14 protein-coding genes are annotated in these 18689 nt (G+C 58.6%); 11 read left to right on the plus strand and 3 right to left on the minus strand.

All coding sequences use genetic code 11. The features are described from left to right. Positions 1 to 178: 178 nt before the first annotated feature. Positions 179 to 1708, minus strand: coding sequence for a sigma-54-dependent transcriptional regulator (locus tag HPDFL43_RS18200; RefSeq protein ID WP_040449324.1), 1530 nt, complete (start codon positions 1706 to 1708; stop codon positions 179 to 181). A 214-nt stretch (positions 1709 to 1922) separates the two neighbouring features. Here HPDFL43_RS18200 and HPDFL43_RS18205 point away from each other — a divergent pair, with 214 nt between their 5' ends. From HPDFL43_RS18205 to HPDFL43_RS18240, 8 genes are all read left to right on the plus strand, one after another. Then, positions 1923 to 3728 (plus strand): M3 family oligoendopeptidase, encoded by a 1806-nt coding sequence (locus HPDFL43_RS18205; RefSeq protein WP_007198874.1) that lies wholly within the window; start codon positions 1923 to 1925, stop codon positions 3726 to 3728. Positions 3729 to 3833: 105 nt separating this feature from the next. Next, on the plus strand, positions 3834 to 5279 hold the full coding sequence (locus tag HPDFL43_RS18210; RefSeq protein ID WP_007198875.1) for a homospermidine synthase: 1446 nt from the start codon (positions 3834 to 3836) through the stop codon (positions 5277 to 5279). 134 nt (positions 5280 to 5413) lie between these two features. Further along, on the plus strand, positions 5414 to 5833 hold the full coding sequence (locus HPDFL43_RS18215; RefSeq protein WP_007198876.1) for an Omp10 family outer membrane lipoprotein: 420 nt from the start codon (positions 5414 to 5416) through the stop codon (positions 5831 to 5833). A 39-nt stretch (positions 5834 to 5872) separates the two neighbouring features. Continuing rightward, positions 5873 to 7126, plus strand: a complete 1254-nt coding sequence (locus tag HPDFL43_RS18220) for a phenylacetate--CoA ligase family protein (RefSeq protein ID WP_007198877.1) — start codon at positions 5873 to 5875, stop codon at positions 7124 to 7126. A gap of 141 nt (positions 7127 to 7267) precedes the next feature. Beyond that, the gene (locus tag HPDFL43_RS18225; protein WP_007198878.1) at positions 7268 to 9151 is read left to right on the plus strand and encodes a 5'-nucleotidase C-terminal domain-containing protein; all 1884 of its coding nucleotides are present in this window, start codon (positions 7268 to 7270) and stop codon (positions 9149 to 9151) included. A 334-nt stretch (positions 9152 to 9485) separates the two neighbouring features. Then, positions 9486 to 10535 carry a ferrochelatase gene (hemH, locus tag HPDFL43_RS18230; protein ID WP_052093233.1) on the plus strand — a complete coding sequence of 350 codons (1050 nt, stop codon included), beginning with the start codon at positions 9486 to 9488 and terminating at the stop codon, positions 10533 to 10535. A 323-nt stretch (positions 10536 to 10858) separates the two neighbouring features. Next, positions 10859 to 11887 carry an SPFH domain-containing protein gene (locus HPDFL43_RS18235; protein WP_084594713.1) on the plus strand — a complete coding sequence of 343 codons (1029 nt, stop codon included), beginning with the start codon at positions 10859 to 10861 and terminating at the stop codon, positions 11885 to 11887. Then, the gene (locus HPDFL43_RS18240) at positions 11884 to 12339 is read left to right on the plus strand and encodes an NfeD family protein (protein ID WP_007198881.1); all 456 of its coding nucleotides are present in this window, start codon (positions 11884 to 11886) and stop codon (positions 12337 to 12339) included. Before HPDFL43_RS18235 ends, HPDFL43_RS18240 begins: the two co-directional genes overlap by 4 nt. 18 nt (positions 12340 to 12357) lie before the next feature. On the opposite strand, the gene HPDFL43_RS18245 is transcribed toward HPDFL43_RS18240, so the two are convergent. Beyond that, positions 12358 to 13353, minus strand: a complete 996-nt coding sequence (locus HPDFL43_RS18245; RefSeq protein ID WP_052093356.1) for a KpsF/GutQ family sugar-phosphate isomerase — start codon at positions 13351 to 13353, stop codon at positions 12358 to 12360. A 136-nt stretch (positions 13354 to 13489) separates the two neighbouring features. Here HPDFL43_RS18245 and HPDFL43_RS18250 point away from each other — a divergent pair, with 136 nt between their 5' ends. Then, positions 13490 to 15061 (plus strand): outer membrane beta-barrel protein, encoded by a 1572-nt coding sequence (locus tag HPDFL43_RS18250; protein ID WP_007198883.1) that lies wholly within the window; start codon positions 13490 to 13492, stop codon positions 15059 to 15061. 55 nt (positions 15062 to 15116) lie between these two features. On the opposite strand, the gene galU is transcribed toward HPDFL43_RS18250, so the two are convergent. Then, positions 15117 to 16001: a UTP--glucose-1-phosphate uridylyltransferase GalU gene (galU, locus tag HPDFL43_RS18255; RefSeq protein WP_007198884.1), complete on the minus strand. Its 885-nt coding sequence runs from the start codon at positions 15999 to 16001 to the stop codon at positions 15117 to 15119. Between the two features lie 196 nt (positions 16002 to 16197). Here galU and HPDFL43_RS18260 point away from each other — a divergent pair, with 196 nt between their 5' ends. After that, complete coding sequence (locus HPDFL43_RS18260; RefSeq protein WP_040449327.1) at positions 16198 to 17418, plus strand: lytic murein transglycosylase; 1221 nt, start codon at positions 16198 to 16200, stop codon at positions 17416 to 17418. Positions 17419 to 17763: 345 nt separating this feature from the next. Further along, positions 17764 to 18639 carry a DUF459 domain-containing protein gene (locus tag HPDFL43_RS18265; RefSeq protein WP_245271069.1) on the plus strand — a complete coding sequence of 292 codons (876 nt, stop codon included), beginning with the start codon at positions 17764 to 17766 and terminating at the stop codon, positions 18637 to 18639. The last annotated feature ends 50 nt before the right edge of the window (positions 18640 to 18689 follow it).

Genomic DNA, 18689 nt, shown 5'->3' on the forward strand with positions numbered 1-18689 from the left:
AAGCCGTGATCCATACCCTTTGAAGGGCAATTGCGGTGACACAATGGCATTTCTGCCACCGGTCGATGCAAGCACCCTTATAGTGAATGATCACTTAACAAGGAATGAAGCAGATCAATTCGGCAACAAGACTTTTCAGCACCGATCAGGACTGGTCGCAGGCAAACCCGCGCTGGCGCTAGGCTGCCTGCTGCCCTGGGTCGTCAGGGTCGATGGCATAATCCTTGAGCTTGCGGTAGAGCGTCGACCGGCCGATTCCGAGCCGCCGCGCAACCTCGCTCATCTGGCCGTGGTAAAATGACAGCGCAAAGCGGATGAGTTCTTCCTCGATCTCGGCGATCGGACGGACTTCCCCATCCACCGATACCGCATCAACCGCCGGGCGGGCAGGCTCGATGTACTGCCGCTCAGGCGTGGTCGGCGCGGAATCATGGAGAGCCGCCATTGTTTGGTGGCCACCAGAAGGTCCGGATTCCGCCGCGCTTTGATCATCCGTCTCAAATCCAGACATCTCCGAAGAGGCGAGCTTGTAACCCGGCATCTGCGCTTCGATCTGAGGGAACAAGTCGCGGGTCAACAACCCGCCATCGCAAAGCACGATCGCACGGTGAATGGCGTTCTCAAGCTCGCGAATGTTTCCTGGCCAATCATGCCCTGTGACAAGCGCCATGGCATCAGGCACGATGCCTGTGATATTCTGGCTAAGGGTTTCAGACGAGAAGCGGGCAATGAAATGCCGCACCAGTTGCGGAATGTCTTCCTTGCGCTTGCGCAGCGCCGGCACATGAATCGGAAACACATTCAGACGATAGTAGAGATCCTCGCGGAATCGCCCGGCCTTGACCTCCTCGATGAGGTCCTTGTTGGTGGCTGAAATCAACCGGACATCCACTTTCTGGGTCTGACGCGCGCCAACGGTCTCGATCTCGCCCATCTGAACTGCCCGGAGCAGCTTTACCTGCACTTCGACAGGCAGCTCACCGATTTCGTCAAGGAACAACGTGCCCCCATCGGCCTCGGAGAATTTGCCGACATGGCGTTCGGAAGCCCCGGTAAACGCGCCCTTTTCATGGCCAAAGAGGATACTCTCGACCAGATTTTCGGGAATGGCGCCGCAATTCACGGTAACAAACGGTTTGCTCCGGCGCGCGCTTTCCGCCTGGATTGCACGCGCAATCATTTCCTTGCCAACACCGGATTCGCCTTCCAGGACGACCGGGATCCCCGAACCAGCGGCTCGGCGGGCGAGCGAGATCACGCGGTCCATGGACGGGCTCGCCGCAACAATTCCGCCAAAGCCTGCTGCACGGCTGCGCGCTCTCGGTGCGACCGGGGTGCGGGTGGCTTTGAGCGCATTGGCGATTGAGAGAGCCAGACGCTCCGGTGAAACTGGTTTGACAACAAAATCGAATGCACCGGCGCGCATCGCCTTGACCACCATCTCGATCCCGCCATGGCTGGTCTGGACAATCACGGGGATCCTGGACTTTGCTGCCGTGAGGCGTTCAAGCACCTCAAGCCCACCCATCTCGGGCATCATCAGGTCAAGCACAAGCGCATCAATGGCCGGGCCATCGGACATCAAGCGTTCCAATGCCGCTCGGCCATTGTCAAACATTTCGCAGGTATGCCCGGCAGCTTCACCCGCCGCCTTGAGCAGCCGGCGCTGCACCGGATCATCATCAACAATCACAATTCGACTGGACACGGATTTTGCTTCCTTGTTCTTGCGATAAGGCTGGATGGATATCGCCTGAAAGCCACACTGCCTGCGAAACCTGAAAATCGCATTTCGGGAAAAGATTGCATTTTAACAGCCGCTGCCCGTAAAACCGGGGCGTCTCATTGCCGTCCCCCCGCTTTGAAAGTGAGAGCTCCGAATGCCAATGATTTTTAAGCACGTTGCGCCCGTGCACGCAGCCATGACTGCGCGAAGTGCCGATTCCGAATTGGGGGACTTGCCCGGTTGGAACCTCGACGATCTTTACCCTGGCCCTCAATCCGCCGAATTCACTTCCGACCTTTCAAAGGCACGCACCCAAGCAGCAGACTTCGAGGCTCGCTGGAAAGGCGGTCTCAAAGCTGCGGTGAACGCAACCGCGGATGACGGTCTGGGCGCTGCAATTGAAGCCTATGAACGGCTCGAGGAACTGATGGGCAGGATCATTTCCTATGCCGGGCTGACCTATTTCACCGACAGCGTGGATCCGGCCAAGGCAAAGTTCTACGGAGATGTCCAAAGCGCCATCACCGACATCAGTGCGCACATTCTGTTCTTCGCACTCGAGCTCAACCGGATCGACGACGCTGTTATCGATGCCTGCATCGATAACGACAGCCGCGCAGCCAGATATGCACCATGGATCCGTGATCTTAGGCTCGACAAACCATACCAGCTCGAAGACCGGGTGGAGCAATTGTTTCACGAAAAATCGGTGACCGGCCGGGCGGCATGGAACCGTTTGTTCGATGAAACCATGACCAGTCTTGAGTTCGACATCGATGGAGAGCACTTGCCGCTTGAAGCCACGCTTTCAATGCTGCAGGACGCTGACGGCGAAAGGCGAAAGAAGGCCGGGCTGGCGCTGGCGGCCACATTCAAACAGAATTTGCGCACATTCACGCTGATCACCAACACGCTCGCCAAGGACAAGGAGATCTCCGATCGCTGGCGCGGTTTTGAGGATATCGCCGACAGCCGCCATCTTGCCAACCGGGTCGAACGCCCGGTTGTCGATGCGCTCGCCCAGGCTGTTCGCGAAGCATGCCCTCGGCTATCCCACCGTTATTATGCCATGAAAGCCCGCTGGCTCGGACTTGAGAAGCTTGAGTTCTGGGACCGCAATGCGCCGTTGCCCGAAACGCCCAAGGCGACCATTCCATGGGATGAGGCCAAGAACACCGTCCTGTCAGCCTATCATGGCTTTGCGCCCGAGATGGCGGACATTGCGCGCCGGTTCTTCGACCGGCAATGGATCGACGCACCGAGCCGGCCGGGCAAGACCTCTGGCGCTTTCGCCCATCCCACCGTGCCATCGGTGCATCCTTATGTGCTGGTCAACTACCTCGGCAAACCACGCGATGTGATGACACTGGCGCATGAGCTCGGCCACGGCGTGCATCAGGTTCTGGCAGGCGCCCAGGGCGCACTGATGGCGTCAACACCGCTGACACTTGCCGAGACAGCATCCGTGTTTGGCGAGATGCTGACCTTCCGCGCGCTTCTCGAGCGCACCGAAGACCGGCGCGAGCGCAAGGCAATGCTGGCGCAAAAGGTCGAGGACATGATCAACACGGTGGTCCGCCAGATCGCCTTCTATGAGTTCGAACGCCGGGTCCACACAGCGCGCCGGGAAGGCGAACTGACATCAGAGCAGTTGGGAAAACTCTGGCTCGATGTTCAGTCCGAGAGCCTCGGGCCGGCGGTAGAGCTATCCGAAGGCTATGAGACATTTTGGGCTTACATTCCGCACTTCATTCACTCGCCGTTCTATGTCTATGCCTATGCGTTCGGCGATTGCCTGGTGAACTCGCTTTATGCCGTATACGAGAAGACCCCGGACGGGTTCCGCGAACGCTACTTCGACATGCTCAAGGCCGGCGGCACAAAGCACCATTCGGAACTGCTCAAGCCCTTCGGTCTTGATGCCTCCGATCCCGGCTTCTGGAACCAGGGATTGTCCATGATCGAGGGCTTGATTGACGAGTTGGAGGCAATGGAGGGCTGAGCACGCCGATTTCGCTTTATTGTATCAGGGAAGTATGATTTAGGCCGCTCTTACCACGCGAGTGGCCGCATGTGTGGCTGCGCGAGAAGCGAACGGAGCAACGACATGGCCAATCAGGATTATCCGGTATACGGCGAAATCACCGGACCGATCGTCATGATCGGATTTGGCTCGATCGGCCGGGGCACGTTGCCGCTGATCGAACGCCACTTCAAATTCGACAAAAGCCGCATGGTGGTCATCGATCCCCGCGATACCGATCGTGAGCTCCTCGACAAGCACGGCGTCCGCTTCATCCAGGAAGCCGTCACCATCGAAAACTACCGTGATTTGTTGACGCCCCTGCTGACCGAAGGCGAAGGTCAGGGCTTCTGCGTCAATCTTTCGGTCGACACTGGCTCTCTGGATTTGATCCGGATGTGCCGGGAAATCGATGTTCCCTATATCGATACCGTGGTTGAGCCCTGGCTCGGGTTCTATTTCGACACCGAAGCATCAAATGCCTCGCGCACCAACTATGCGCTGCGCGAAACCGTGCGCAAGGAAAAGCGCAAGAACCCCGGCGGGACCACTGCTGTCTCCTGCTGCGGCGCCAATCCCGGAATGGTGTCCTGGTTTGTCAAACAGGCGCTGGTCAATCTGGCCAAAGACACCGGTTTATCCTTTGAAGAGCCCTCGCAAGAAGATCAGAAAGGCTGGGCAAAGCTGATGGAAAAGCTTGGTGTCAAGGGCGTTCATATCGCCGAACGCGACACCCAGCGGTCGAAATCTCCCAAGCCGATGGATGTGTTCTGGAACACCTGGTCGGTGGAAGGCTTCATTTCCGAAGGCCTGCAACCCTCGGAACTGGGCTGGGGCACCCATGAGACCTGGAAGCCGAAAAACGCGAAAAAGCACAAGCAGGGCTGCAAGGCGGCGATATATCTCGAGCAACCGGGCGCCAATACCAGGGTTCGCACCTGGTGCCCGACACCAGGGCCCCAATACGGCTTCCTGGTCACCCACAATGAATCCATCTCGATCGCCGATTTCTTCACCGTCTCGAGCAAGAAGGGCAAGGTAAAGTACCGCCCCACCTGCCATTACGCCTACCATCCCGCCAATGACGCAGTGCTGTCGTTGCACGAGATGTTCGGCAATGGCGGCAAGGCGCAGTCGCAACTGCATGTGCTCGACGAGAATGAACTGGTCGACGGCGTGGATGAGCTCGGCGTGCTGCTCTATGGCCATGAGAAGAATGCCTACTGGTTCGGCTCCCGTCTTTCTCTTGAGGAAACCCGTCGCATTGCGCCCTATCAGAACGCCACCGGCCTTCAGGTCACTTCGGCAGTGCTGGCAGGAATGGTTTGGGCTCTGGAAAATCCCAACGCCGGTATCGTCGAGGCGGACGAGATGGACTACAAACGCTGCCTTGAAGTGCAGATGCCCTATCTCGGCCCGGTGGAAGGACACTATACCGACTGGACCCCACTGGACGGCCGCCCCGGCCTGTTCCCCGAGGACATCGATGAAAGTGACCCATGGCAGTTCCGCAATATCCTTGTGCACTGAGCTGTTTGCACAGCCCTTCCGGCTAGCCTGACCGGAAGGGCACACATTGTGAAACTGCCTTGCTTTCGCCGCGTCTGCGCGGCATTCTTGCGAGCACCAATCCAGTTGACGTCGGATCGAGGGGATACCGCGCCATGAATACACTCCGCATCTTCGTAATCGGCATCCTCGCCGCCATTCTCGCAGCCTGCCAATCGGCAACCTACAGCCCGCGTCCGATGGCAATCCAGCCACAGGGCGTTGAAGGGGAATGGGTCGACCAGAATTCGAGAGTATCCGGAGTTGATACTGCCGGGCAGAGATCCGGCTCGGAATTGGTCGTATCGACAATTCGCGGCGGCCGTTTTGAGTCGCGTTCGTCAGCCAGTGGTCTACTGGTCGCGCAGGGAACCTACACCGAGCTCTCAGCAAATCTTATCGAGATCAACGTGACTCCGCTATCCGCCGGCCGGGCACCATCAGTGGTCCGTTGCGCGCTCGCCAGCCAGTCGCAGCTCAATTGCACCTCTTCCACAGGAGCTCAGTTTACGCTGGTTCGCCAATCCGTCGGCTGACACAGCAGAAATTGCAGTTTCGGGAGGAGACAACAGCACATGACAACGCATTTTGATGAATTGGAGACCCGCGCACCGGAAGTCCGCGAGGGCCAGACACTTTTGGCGCTTCGCAATCTGCTGGCCCAAGGCCTGACACGCCTGCCAGCGCTTGCCGCCTGGCTTGGCAATCCTGACCCCGGCAGCCTCACCGACCGCCAAGCACTGGCGAAACTGCCGGTCTTGCGCAAGCCGGATCTGATGGAAATGCAAGCCGCCAATCCACCCTTTGGCGGCCTCGCCGATGCTGATGCTCTGAAGGGCAACCGGGTGTTCATGTCACCCGGCCCGGTCTGGGAGCCGCAGGGCCTTGGCATAGACCCATGGCAATCCGCACGCGCGCTGTTTGCCGCGGGCTTTCGCGCAGGTGACATCGTTCACAACAGTCTCGCCTACCACATGACGCCGGGCGGCTTCATTCTGGACGAAGGTGCGCGCGCTTTGGGCTGCCTCGTCTTCCCTGCCGGCATCGGCAACACTGAAGCCCAGGTTGATGCCGCCAAATGGCTCAATCCGACCGGTTTCACCGGGACACCGGACTACCTCAAGGTCATTCTCGAGAAAGCCGACGAGATGGGTGTTGATCTCTCCTCGATAAAACGCGCCATGGTCTCGGGCGGGGCACTGTTTCCGTCTCTGCGACAATATTACACCGACCGCGGTGTGAGCGTGCTCCAGGCCTACGCCACCGCTGATCTCGGCGTCATCGCCTATGAAAGTGCCGATTCCGATGGCGCGCCGCACCCCGGCATGATTGTCAGCGAAAACATGATCGTCGAGATTGTCAGGCCCGGCACCGACGATCCGGTTGTCGATGGTGAAGTCGGAGAATTGGTGGTGACGACGCTCAATCCCGGCTACCCGTTGATCCGATTTGGCACCGGCGATCTTTCGGCGGTTTTGCCCGGCGCGTCTCCCTGTGGCCGCACCGGACTTCGGATCAAGGGCTGGATGGGCCGCGCAGATCAGCGCACCAAGGTCAAGGGCATGTTTGTCGATCCCAAGCAGATCGCCCAGGTGCTCGCCAAACATCCCGAAATCGCCCGCGCACGGCTCGTCGTCAGCCGTTCGGGCGATGCTGACACGATGGTTCTGAAGGTGGAACCGGCGGCCAATGCAAGCCCGGAAACTGCAGCCGTGGAGGCGACCTTGGGATCGATCGCCAAGCTGCGCGGCGGCGTCGAGATTGTGGCTCCCGGCAGCCTGCCCAACGATGGCAAGGTGATCGCCGACGAACGCGACTATTCCGCCTGATCAGTGCCGATTTTCATTCCGCGTTGCACACCGGCTCTTGAAGTTCGTCGCCGATAGTGAAACCATCGCCAACGGTCTGCTGAGACACCTCCACAAAAGGGGTGCCGGCATTTAGCAAGCAGCGAAACAGGGAGCTGTTCCATGAACACATTCATCAAGCGCGCACTTTTGTCCGCGTCTGCGCTGGGCTTGAGCTCAGGCGTGGCACTGGCGGATTTCACGCTCGACATCTTGCACATCAACGATCTGCACTCGCGCATCGAATCGATCAACCGGTTCGACTCCACCTGTTCCGGTGAGGACGAGATCGAAGGAAAGTGTTTTGGTGGCGTCGCCCGCGTGAAAACGAAGATTGATGAGCGCCGTTCTGCACTCACCGATGCCGGCGCCAATGTGCTGGTGCTTGACGCCGGAGACCAGTTCCAGGGATCGCTTTTTTACTCCACCTACAAGGGCAAGGCAGCGGCCGAATTCATGAACGGCATCGGCTTCGACGCCATGGCCGTCGGCAATCACGAATTTGATGATGGCCCTGAAGCCCTGCGTGATTTCATCGACATTGTTGATTTCCCGGTGATCTCGGGAAACACCATCAGCGGCGCCAATTCGGTGCTCGGTGACAGTGTTAAACCCTACCTGATCAAGGAAATCGGCGGTGAAAAGGTCGCTATCATTTCGGTTCTCGCGGCCGATACCGTCGAAACCTCATCACCTGGCCCTTCGGTCCTGATCCTGGATGAAATCGACTATCTCAAGGGAGCGGTCGCTGAACTTGAAGGCGAAGGCATCAACAAGATCATTCTGCTTTCGCATGTCGGCTTGCCGATGGACGAAAAGATTGCTGCAGAAGTCGATGGTATCGATGTGATCGTCGGTGGGCACAGCCACACGCTGCTTTCCAACACTCAGGAAGGCGCAGCAGGTCCATACCCGACAATGGTAACCAGCCCTTCGGGTGTCGATGTGCCGATCGTCCAGGCCTATGCCTATTCGAAATATGTCGGCGAAGTGAAAGTGACCTTCGATGATGCCGGCAAGGTCATCAGTGCAGAAGGTGAGCCTCACCTGCTCGATGCATCTGTCACCCCTGATGAGGATTTCCTCGCCCGGGTTACAGAGCTTGGCGCACCGATCGAGGAGCTTAAGAACAAGATCGTTGCCGATGCAACCGATACGATTGAAGGCTCCCGCGATGTCTGCCGCGCCATGGAATGCGCCATGGGCAACCTCGTGGCCGATGCGATGCTTGACCGCGTTTCAAGCCAGGGCGTGTCGCTCGTTATCCAGAATGGTGGCGGCTTGCGTGCTTCGATTGACGCCGGCGAGATCACCATGGGTGAAGTGCTCACGGTGCTGCCGTTCCAGAACACCCTCGCCACTTTTGACCTCAAGGGCTCCGACGTGGTCGCAGCGCTCGAGAACGGATTGAGCAAGATCGAAGAAGGTGCAGGCAGGTTCCCGCAGGTTGCCGGCATGCGCTACAGCTTCGACAAGGATGCTGAGGCCGGGTCGCGGGTCGTCTCTGTCGAGGTCGCGGATGGTGACGGATTCACGCCAATCGATCCCGAGGCCGTCTATTCGGTTGCGACCAACAACTACATGCGTGGCGGCGGTGATGGCTATTCGATCTTCCGCACGGACGGGATGAACGCCTATGACTACGGTCCGGGCCTCGAGCAGGTGGTGGCTGACTATCTTGCTGCCAATTCTCCTTACACGCCCTACACCGATGGCCGCATCATGGCAGCAGCCGCTGTAGCCGAGACTCCGGTTCAACTGCCCGAGCCGCCAGCTGAGGCGCTTGAACTGACCACGTCAGCACCCGCAATTACTGCAGAGGCTCCTGCGGCTGAACCTGCGATGGCCGGCAAGGAGCACGTTATCGCTTCCGGAGACACGCTGTGGGATCTCGCCAACACCTATTATGGCGACGGCACAATGTGGTCGAAGATTGCCGAAGCGAACCCTTCGGTTGACGCGGCCGATCTGATCATCGGCGCCACACTGATCATTCCGGCAATATGATTTTGCGCTGGTAGCGAACAGAGGACCCGGCTTGCCGGGTCCTTTCTTTTTCTATGTAGGCGAAAAGCCGCAGGCACAGCCAATTGATCTGCGCCACGATGGGACTATGCTTGTCATGAGGACGAGGCTGCGACGCTAACACTGTCACGAGCCTCATTTGCAGAAAGTTTCATCCACCCGGTCCAAATCTGCGTAGGGATCAGGGAAACGCGGTCATCATTTTCATGCGATGGCCCCACGTGATATCCGAGTATCATTTGCGCCATGAGCACGTTAGACCGACGCGCGGGGCTGTAGAGACAATGAAATGGACGCGACATTGAACACCCATGTAATGCTATCCGATGACACGAGCCGGGTTGTGGGCGAACTTCCGCCGGAACACCCACCGGTAAAAATCCAGAAGGTCGGCGTCCTGCTGGTCAACCTCGGCACCCCCGATGGCACCGACTACCGTTCGATGCGCCGCTATCTAAAGGAATTCCTGACCGACAAGCGGGTTATCGAATGGCCCCGCGCGCTTTGGTACCCGATCCTGTTCGGCATAGTTCTCAACACCAGACCCAAGCGCGTCGGTAAGGCCTATGAGGAGATCTGGAACAAGGATCTCGACGAGAGCTATCTGCGCACCTACACCCGCAACCAGTCCGACATGCTGGGTCAGGCGCTTGCAGGCCACCCTTCGATCATGGTGGAATGGGCGATGCGCTACGGCCAACCCTCGATCCCGGACAAGCTGCAGGCGCTCAAGGATGCCGGCTGTGATCGTATCGTGCTGTTCCCGCTCTATCCGCAATATGCTGCAGCCACCACCGCCACCGTCAATGACAAGGCGTTCCAGGCCATGATGGACATGCGCTGGCAGCCAGCTTTGCGCACCGTCCCGCCCTACCATGACGATCCGGCCTATATCGAGGCCATTGCTCAGTCGATCGAGACCCACCTTGCAAGCCTGGATTGGGAGCCCGAAATCGTGCTCACCTCGTTCCATGGCATTCCACAGTCCTACTTCCTCAAGGGCGATCCCTATCATTGCCAGTGCCTCAAGACGGCGCGGCTGGTTCGCGAACGTCTTGGCTGGTCCAAGGAAAAGCTTATGCCAACCTTCCAGTCCCGCTTCGGGCCTGAGGAATGGCTGCAGCCCTACACCGACAAGACCGTAGAGAAACTGGCTCAGGACGGGGTCAAGCGGATTGCTGTGATCAATCCCGGATTTGTCTCCGACTGCCTCGAGACGCTTGAGGAGATCGCCGGTGAAGCAGGCGAACTGTTCCATGAGAACGGCGGCGAGCACTTCACCCACATTCCCTGCCTCAATGACAGCCCAGCGGGAATGCAGGTGATCGAGACCATCGTGCGGCGCGAGTTGCAGGGCTGGATCTAATGCATGTCGCACTCAAATGGATTCAATTGAGTGATAACGTACATGCATTAAATCAAAGTGTTAGAGCGACCTTTGTGCGTCCGATTGGACTCACGGCGCTCTAAGCGTCCGCAGCTTGCGGAACTCCGTCAAGTTCAATGATAGAGAAATCTGAAACGGACTGGCCGCCCCACCGGGGCGGCCATTTCTTGTTGAAGTGCATGAAAGCCGATTTTACGAGATAATCGGCACTGGTGATTGCAAGCTTGTGCGGAAATACTTACCTCTTGAACAGGGGCGGCGGATCGCGTCGACCCGATACCGGATCTTGGGAGGTCGTGCCCGTGTTGGGACTTGATATCACCGTCATCATCATTGTGGTCATTGCGCTCCTGGTTCTGGTCTCCAGCATCAAGACCGTTCCCCAGGGTTTTGCCTACACCGTTGAGCGCTTTGGGCGCTACACCAAGACACTGACGCCCGGCCTCAATCTTATCGTGCCTTTTGTTGATCGAATCGGCCGCAAGATAAACATCATGGAACAGGTGCTCGACATTCCGACACAGGAAGTGATCACCAAGGACAATGCGTCCGTTTCCGCTGATGCCGTGTCCTTCTATCAGGTCCTCAATGCAGCAGAGGCCGCCTATCAGGTATCCGATCTTGAACAGGCACTGCTCAATCTGACCATGACGAACATCCGCTCGGTGATGGGATCGATGGATCTCGATGAATTGCTGTCCAACCGCGATGCCATCAATGATCGCCTGCTGCGCGTGGTCGATCAGGCCGCAGCGCCATGGGGCATCAAGATCACCCGTGTTGAAATCAAGGACATCGCCCCACCGCGTGATCTGGTCGAGGCCATGGGCCGCCAGATGAAGGCTGAGCGCGAAAAGCGCGCCGAGGTGCTCGAAGCCGAAGGTGCACGGAATTCCCAGATCCTGCGTGCCGAGGGCGCCAAGCAGTCTGCCATTCTGGAGGCCGAAGGCCGTCGCGACGCCGCATTCCGTGACGCCGAGGCTCGGGAACGTCTGGCCGAAGCTGAAGCCAAGGCCACCGAGCTTGTTTCTGACGCGATTGCCGGTGGCGACGCCGCTGCAATCAACTACTTCGTCGCCCAGAAATACACCGAGGCACTCGGCAAGATCGCATCGGCAAACAATCAGAAAGTCATTTTGATGCCGCTTGAAGCCTCCGCGCTGATCGGTTCACTCGGCGGCATTGGCGCCATTGCCAAGGAGGTCTTCGGCTCTGACGGTGAGCCGGCGCCTGCCCGCCGCACCAGCGTTCCGCCCCGGCCACGCTCAACCGTTACGGACAGACCTGCAGGTGGCTCCCCGTTCGGCGGTGATTCAGAGCCAAACTCATGATCAGCGCCTTGGCAAGCGAACTCGGCCCATGGAGCTGGTGGATCATCGGGCTCGTCTTTCTGGGCCTCGAGATTCTTATCCCTGGCGTCTTTCTGCTCTGGATCGGGCTTGCGGCACTGGTGGTTGGCGCTCTGTCCTTCATGTTCTGGGACATGGCGGCATGGAGCTGGCAGCTGCAGTTTTTGATCTTCGCCGTGCTGTCTCTTGTCTTTGCCATGGTCGGCCGTCGGGTGTCTCGCGCCGGCGGCGACAGCGATCAGCCGATGCTCAACCGCCGGGTTGAGGGCCTTGTCGGCCGGACAGCGACCCTAGAAGAGCCAATTGCGGAAGGTCAGGGCCGGATCAGGCTTGATGACACCACATGGATTGTCCATGGACCTGAGCTGCCCGCGGGTGCGCGCGTGCGCATCGTAGCGGCGCAGTCCGGAAGTCTGACAGTGGAAGCGGTCTGAGTGGCTCGTAGAAAATAATCAGGCCACGCCGATCCTCAGCAGATCGTGGAAATGCACGATGCCAAGCGGCATCTGGTTCTCATCGGTCACGATCAGCGCGCCAATCGCATTCTTGTTCAAAATCGCCATTGCCGTGCTCGCCAGCGCGGTTGGAGCAATGGTTTTCGGGTTCCGGGTCATGATCGCGTCAATCGGTTGATCAACCAGGTTCTTGCCGAGGTTGCGGGCCACATCGCCATCGGTGACAATTCCGATCAGGCAGCCCGACGCATCGGTGACACCGACACAGCCGAACTTTCTCTCTGACAATGTCATGACTGCATCCGGGGCCAGAGTTCCCGAGGGGACCAGAGGCACGGCACCGCCAGTGTGCATGACATCAGCGACATGGGCGAGGTTCGCACCAAGCTGGCCTCCGGGATGGAAGGTGTGGAAATCACCTGCGGTGAAACCCTTGGATTCCAGAAGCGCCACGGCCAGCGCATCTCCAAGGGCCAATTGCATCAGGGTCGAAGTCGTTGGCGCTAGGCCATGAGGGCATGCCTCCTGTTCGCGCGGCAGCCCCAGAACGATGTCGGCCTCACGCGCAAGCGTCGAACTGCTTCCCGAAGTAAAGGCAATCAGCGGGATCTGAAAACGCCGGGAATAGGCAAGAATGCCCTTTAGTTCTGCCGTTTCTCCAGACCATGACAGCACTATTATCGCATCATCGCGGGTGATCATGCCGAGATCACCGTGATTGGCCTCTGCCGGATGTACAAATTGTGATGGAGTGCCGGTGGAGGCCAGCGTAGCTGCAATCTTTGCGCCGACATGGCCGCTTTTGCCCACGCCGGTAACAATAACCCGTCCTGAGATCGAGCCGAGTGCTTCAACTGCACGTACAAACGGTTCGGAAAGCCCGTTTTCCAGTGCCGCGGCCAGCGCATCAAGACCGGTTCTCTCGGTCTGTATGGTGCGTCCCGCCGACCCCAGAATCTCTTCGGCAGGAAAGTTTGAAAGTATCTTCTTCATGTCGTCGCAATATCGCTTTGCACGCGCGCTGTCCATCATGCACATAACGGCGATCGCGTAACCCGAACGAAACCTTGCGTTAACCACAAGTGTTTACGGTTTGAAAAGATTTGGAGCACTCCGGACCCGAACACGCATGCGCGATTGTAAAACAAGATTTCAGACGTCACTGGCGGCCCGCACCATCCGCCATGGCCTTGGCGTGTCGACCGCCTGCCTGTTCGTCGGCATGGTCACCGCGCACGCACAAACAGCATCCAGCGGAAGCACACTGATCGAGCGGTCTCCTCTGCGCGGAACCACAGCGTCCACACCGCAATCAACCGGCCCCTACCGTGCTTCGACACTCTATGGTGCCCTGCCCGGAAACCGGGACACCACGGACGATGGACCGGAAGACGAAGCGGTGTTCGACAGCACGGGGACAGCCAGTTCCGTGCAACTCCCGCAAGCCACCGGTTCAATATCCACTGTTGCGGAGGTGGACCAGGCGGATTTGGATTATGCCGCAAGTCTGGCGCGCCAGAACCCCCGCATTGAAAGCGTTGACGGATTGCCCGTTGCACCTGTCGCGGACCCTGATGGTGTTCCGGGCTTCATGATCGGCAGCTTGACGCTGCGGCCAACCCTCAGTCAGCGCATTGTCCACGAATCGGTCCGTTTCAGTGATAGCAAAACCAGCCGCGTCTACAGCGAGACCACGCTTTCAGGCACGGTTTTTTCTGACTGGGCGCGCCATGAGCTCTCCCTGACCGGATCGGGAACCTGGCAGGAGAACCTGTCGGGAACCGGCACGGAATCGCCAAATGCCAACCTTGACGCGCTGCTGCGCCTTGACCTGATCAACGACATCACCGCGACGGTCGGTGCTGGCTACAGCTACTATGAGGAAAGCCAAACCGACCCCAACGCCATTGCGGGCGCCACCACACAGTCCGGCATCCATGAGGCCCGGGCCAGCTTCGGCCTGCAAAAGGAATTCGGATTGCTGCGGGGAACGTCAACCGTTGAACTTACCCGCACAATGTATGGCAATGCGACACTTGCGGATGGCAGCAGTGTGAACGTCGATGACCGTGACACACTCGACGTCGAGTTCACCAAACGCATCGGCTACGCCATTTCCCCTGCGCTGATTCCATTCATCGAGGCTTCGGTGGGCCGGGAGAAATACGACCAGAAAATAGATTCAACCGGCGCAGAACGCTCGTCCAACACCTATGCCATCAGAGCTGGTGCGGAAATCGATCTGGGCGAAAAGCTTTCCGGCGAATTCGCGGCCGGCTATCTGCGCCGCTCTCTGGACGATGCCCAACTCGACGACATTTCGGGATTGACGCTTGATGGCGATCTGGTCTGGTCGCCACAGCGTGGCACAGAGCTCAATCTCGGACTTGCCACGACAGTGGAGGCCGCGACGACCGCCGGCGAAGCCGGCGCAGTCGTCTATGAGTTCGACAGCGGCCTGTCGCATGAGCTCAACAGCGCGCTCGTCGCCCGGCTCGGTGCGACTTATGAGTACCGGGACTATGACAGCGGTTCAAACCGCAGCAATCAAACGGGCTATGGCGCGTCCGCCGGCCTGACCTGGAACATCAACCGCTACCTCGATATGGATGCGGATGCCAGCTACGAGAAAATCGACGAACCCGGCCGCACCGATGAGGAAACCGTCCGGGTCGGCCTTGGACTTCGGCTGCGGCGTTGATGGCAAGGCAGCGACTGCCGCACCGGCTCGGGCTCCGGGCCAAGGCTTGCTGGCTTCAGGATGCTGCGATCAATCGCTTGAGGCCTTCCGCAACCATCGGCTTGATATCAGGCCGGGCTAATGCATAGGCCACATTGGCCAGGATAAACCCATCCTTGGATCCGCAATCATAGGTGTCACCGCCGAACCGGTAGGCCGAAAAAGGCTGACTCTCGGCAAGTTTCAACATGGCGTCCGTGAGCTGGATTTCGTTGCCTGCACCGCGTTCCTGATGTGCCAGGATGTCAAAAATCTCCGGTTCAAGAATGTAGCGACCATTGATGAAGTAGTTTGACGGAGCGGTCCCCTTGGCCGGTTTCTCCACCATCTCGGTAATACGGAAACCGCCTTTCAGTTCCTCGCCCTTGCCAACGATGCCGTATTTGTGGGTCAGTTCAGGATCACATTCGCCAACAGCGACGATGTTCCCGCCAACGGCGGCATAGAGTTCGACCATTCCGGTCATACATCCAACCTCGGCGCGCATGACCATGTCCGGCAACAGCAGGGCAAAGGGTTCGCTTCCAACAATATCGCGTGCGCACCAGACTGCATGTCCAAGACCGTGCGGCGCCTGCTGCCGGGTGAAGCTGGTTGCCCCTGCCGAGGGCAACATGTCCTCGAGCGATTTCAGTTCAACCGTCTTGCCACGCTCGCGCAAGGTTGCTTCGAGCTCGGTCTGAATGTCGAAATGATCTTCGATGACACCCTTGTTGCGGCCGGTCACAAAAACAAAATGCTCGATCCCGGCGTCCATTGCCTCTTCCACCACATACTGCACCACCGGCTTGTCCACCACGGTCAGCATTTCCTTGGGCACGGCTTTTGTGGCAGGCAGAAAACGTGTCCCCAATCCGGCAACCGGCAGAACCGCTTTTTTGATCTTACGCGTTGTCGTCATTTCTTTTCCTCATTCTTCATGAATGTATGATGCCGTCAGATGATCTCGGCGACCCAATTTGAACGTAGCGGGAAAGTCTTAGGAACTGGCGAAGGCTTCACGCCCCAACGGAACATGGTAAACGATTTATTGACGCCTTTAGGCTACGCTTTCGTATCACTTACCTTCAAGACCCTAACAACAGGATGTTTGGAACATGCTCCGATCACCCCTAAGTCTGATCCGCGCCACAGCCGTGAGCCTTGCGATCGGCATTGCCGCTCCGCTTCCTGCAAAAGCAGATGCCGGATTCCGGCAATGGGTTGCGAGCTTCTACAGCACTGCAGCCAAGTCCGGCATTACGCAGGCAACCTACAATGCGGCGTTCAACGGCGTGACCGCGCCCGACCCGCGGGTGCTGGAAAAAGCACGCTTCCAGCCTGAGTTCACCACCAAGGTGTGGGACTACCTCGATTCACGCGTCAACCCTTATACCATCGCCAAAGGCCGGGAAATGCAGGCCCGCCACGCCAGAACCCTGGCTGCCATCGAGCGAAAGTTCGGAATTGACGCCTCGGTGCTGCTCGCGATTTGGTCCATGGAATCCAATTTCGGCGAGATTCTGACAAAAACAGACCGGCTTCATTACGTTCCGCAGGCCCTCGCAACACTCGCCTATGGCGATCGCAAGCGCGCCAAATTTGCCCGTCAGCAACTCGTTGCAGCCCTCAAGATTCTGCAATCCGGTGACATTGCGGCACGCGAGATGACTGGCTCCTGGGCCGGAGCTATGGGCCACACCCAGTTCATCCCCACCAGCTATCTCGCCTTCGCAGTCGATGCAGATGGCAATGGCCATCGTGACATCTGGAATTCCATTCCCGATGCATTGGCAACCGCTGCAAACCTGCTCAAGAAGAACGGCTGGCGGACAGGCGAGACCTGGGGTTACGAATCGATCGCTCCGCGCGGAGGATCGAAATACGAGGGTCAGACCAAGACGCTCTCGCAATGGGCAGCTCTGGGCTTCACCCGTCCGGGCGGCAAAGGGTTTCCCGTCGGCAACCGGCGCGCGGAACTCAAAATGCCCGGAGGGGCAAACGGCCCGGCGTTCCTGATGACCAAGAACTTTTTTGTCCTCAAGCGCTACAACAACTCCGACAGCTACGCACTGGCAGTTGGCGTCCTGGCTGATGAAATCGCAGGTTTCGGCGGCGTCGATCAGCGCTGGCCCCGCCCACCGGGCACTCTTGACGTGAAGGAAAAGTTCGAACTCCAAACACGATTGAAGCAACTCGGCTTCTATGACGGTGAGATCGACGGCAACATCGGCTCGGGTTCACGCGCTGCAATTGCTTCCTTCCAAAGCCGCGCAGGCTTGACCGGAGAAGCGCTTCCGTCGCAAAAGGTACTCGAAGCGATCCGCCGCTACCAATAGCCCGACGTGGCGGATCCCTCAGGTCCAGGCAATTGGCCGCAGCGACCGCAACGGAGTTCGCAACTCGTGCATATGCGCCGCACAGCAGTATTGATGTTGACCGTGATGCTCTTAGGCATGGCGCCAGCCCTGCTCGCCACGCAGACCGCTACGCCCGCCTCGGCGCAAGAGCGGGTCGAGCGCAAGTCAATCCTGCAACTTCTTTTTGGGAGAAAAAATACGGTCCGGCAGGAAACCCGGCGGACCAGCCGGGTCAAGAGAACCCAACGCAGAGCAGAACCGGCCGCCGTTCCAGCACCAGCACAAGACATCGAGAAACTTGAAAATGCACGAAAGATACTTGTCTTGGGGGATTTCATTGCCGGTGGCGCCGCTGACGGATTGCGCGAGGCCTTTGCCGAAGCACCCGGTGTCGTGGTCGTTGACAGAAGCAACGGATCCTCGGGGCTTGTTCGGGACGATTACTACGATTGGTTGGGAGAAGCTCCGGCAATTCTTGCAGAAATCCAGCCATCCATCATTGTGGTCCAGCTCGGATCCAATGATCGGCAACAGCTTGTGGTCGATGGAGAGAGCGAAGCCGTACGCTCTCCAAAATGGCTGATCGAATACGAACGCCGCACACGGGAATTCATAACGCGCCTGCGGGCCGCAAACGCGCCCTTGCTGTGGGTTGGTCTTCCCGCATTTCAGTCGGCTGCCATGACCAGCGATATTGTCGCACTCAACGGGATATTCCGAAAACAGGTCGCGCTCGCCGGCGGCGAATTCATCGATATCTGGGACGGGTTTGTGGATGAGAGCGGCAAGTTCATTTTCACCGGGTCCGATATCAATGGCCAGCAGGTGCGATTGCGGGGATCAGACGGGATCAACGTCACTCGCGCTGGGCGGCGCAAGATTGCATTCTACATCGAAAAACCCGCGCGCCGCCTTCTTGGCGATGCGGCTTCGGTGAACGTCACAACATTGGGCACTCAAAACCTGCCTGAGATTTTCATGCCGCCCGCACCGGGCGATACGCCCGCCGCGATCATGCGCACACGACCTGTCGCGATGACCGACCCGGATCTCGACGGCGGTTCCGCACTTCTGGGCGAAATGCCGGCGACCGCCAGTCTGGTCAGGTCTCCGCGTGACCAGCTGGTGATTGACGGGATGTTGTCTGACGCGCCTGAAGGCCGCGCCGACAACTTTGCCTGGCCACGATCGGAACCGTAAGGTCCGGCCCTCGAGACCTGCACGACCGCTGCCCTGACCAAAACAGACCC

This window comes from Hoeflea phototrophica DFL-43 (genome assembly GCF_000154705.2).
Classification (GTDB): Bacteria; Pseudomonadota; Alphaproteobacteria; order Rhizobiales; family Rhizobiaceae; genus Hoeflea; species Hoeflea phototrophica.

What these genes read in the sequence shown, in the direction of transcription:
- HPDFL43_RS18205 (WP_007198874.1), top strand. Translation starts at nt 1,923, where the DNA reads ATGACTGCGCGAAGTGCCGATTCCGAATTGGGGGACTTGCCCGGTTGG.
- HPDFL43_RS18210 (WP_007198875.1), top strand. Translation starts at nt 3,834, where the DNA reads ATGGCCAATCAGGATTATCCGGTATACGGCGAAATCACCGGACCGATC.
- HPDFL43_RS18215 (WP_007198876.1), top strand. Translation starts at nt 5,414, where the DNA reads ATGAATACACTCCGCATCTTCGTAATCGGCATCCTCGCCGCCATTCTC.
- HPDFL43_RS18220 (WP_007198877.1), top strand. Translation starts at nt 5,873, where the DNA reads ATGACAACGCATTTTGATGAATTGGAGACCCGCGCACCGGAAGTCCGC.
- HPDFL43_RS18225 (WP_007198878.1), top strand. Translation starts at nt 7,268, where the DNA reads ATGAACACATTCATCAAGCGCGCACTTTTGTCCGCGTCTGCGCTGGGC.
- hemH (WP_052093233.1), top strand. Translation starts at nt 9,486, where the DNA reads ATGCTATCCGATGACACGAGCCGGGTTGTGGGCGAACTTCCGCCGGAA.
- HPDFL43_RS18240 (WP_007198881.1), top strand. Translation starts at nt 11,884, where the DNA reads ATGATCAGCGCCTTGGCAAGCGAACTCGGCCCATGGAGCTGGTGGATC.
- HPDFL43_RS18245 (WP_052093356.1), bottom strand. Translation starts at nt 13,353, where the DNA reads ATGAAGAAGATACTTTCAAACTTTCCTGCCGAAGAGATTCTGGGGTCG.
- HPDFL43_RS18250 (WP_007198883.1), top strand. Translation starts at nt 13,490, where the DNA reads ATGCGCGATTGTAAAACAAGATTTCAGACGTCACTGGCGGCCCGCACC.
- galU (WP_007198884.1), bottom strand. Translation starts at nt 16,001, where the DNA reads ATGACGACAACGCGTAAGATCAAAAAAGCGGTTCTGCCGGTTGCCGGA.
- HPDFL43_RS18260 (WP_040449327.1), top strand. Translation starts at nt 16,198, where the DNA reads ATGCTCCGATCACCCCTAAGTCTGATCCGCGCCACAGCCGTGAGCCTT.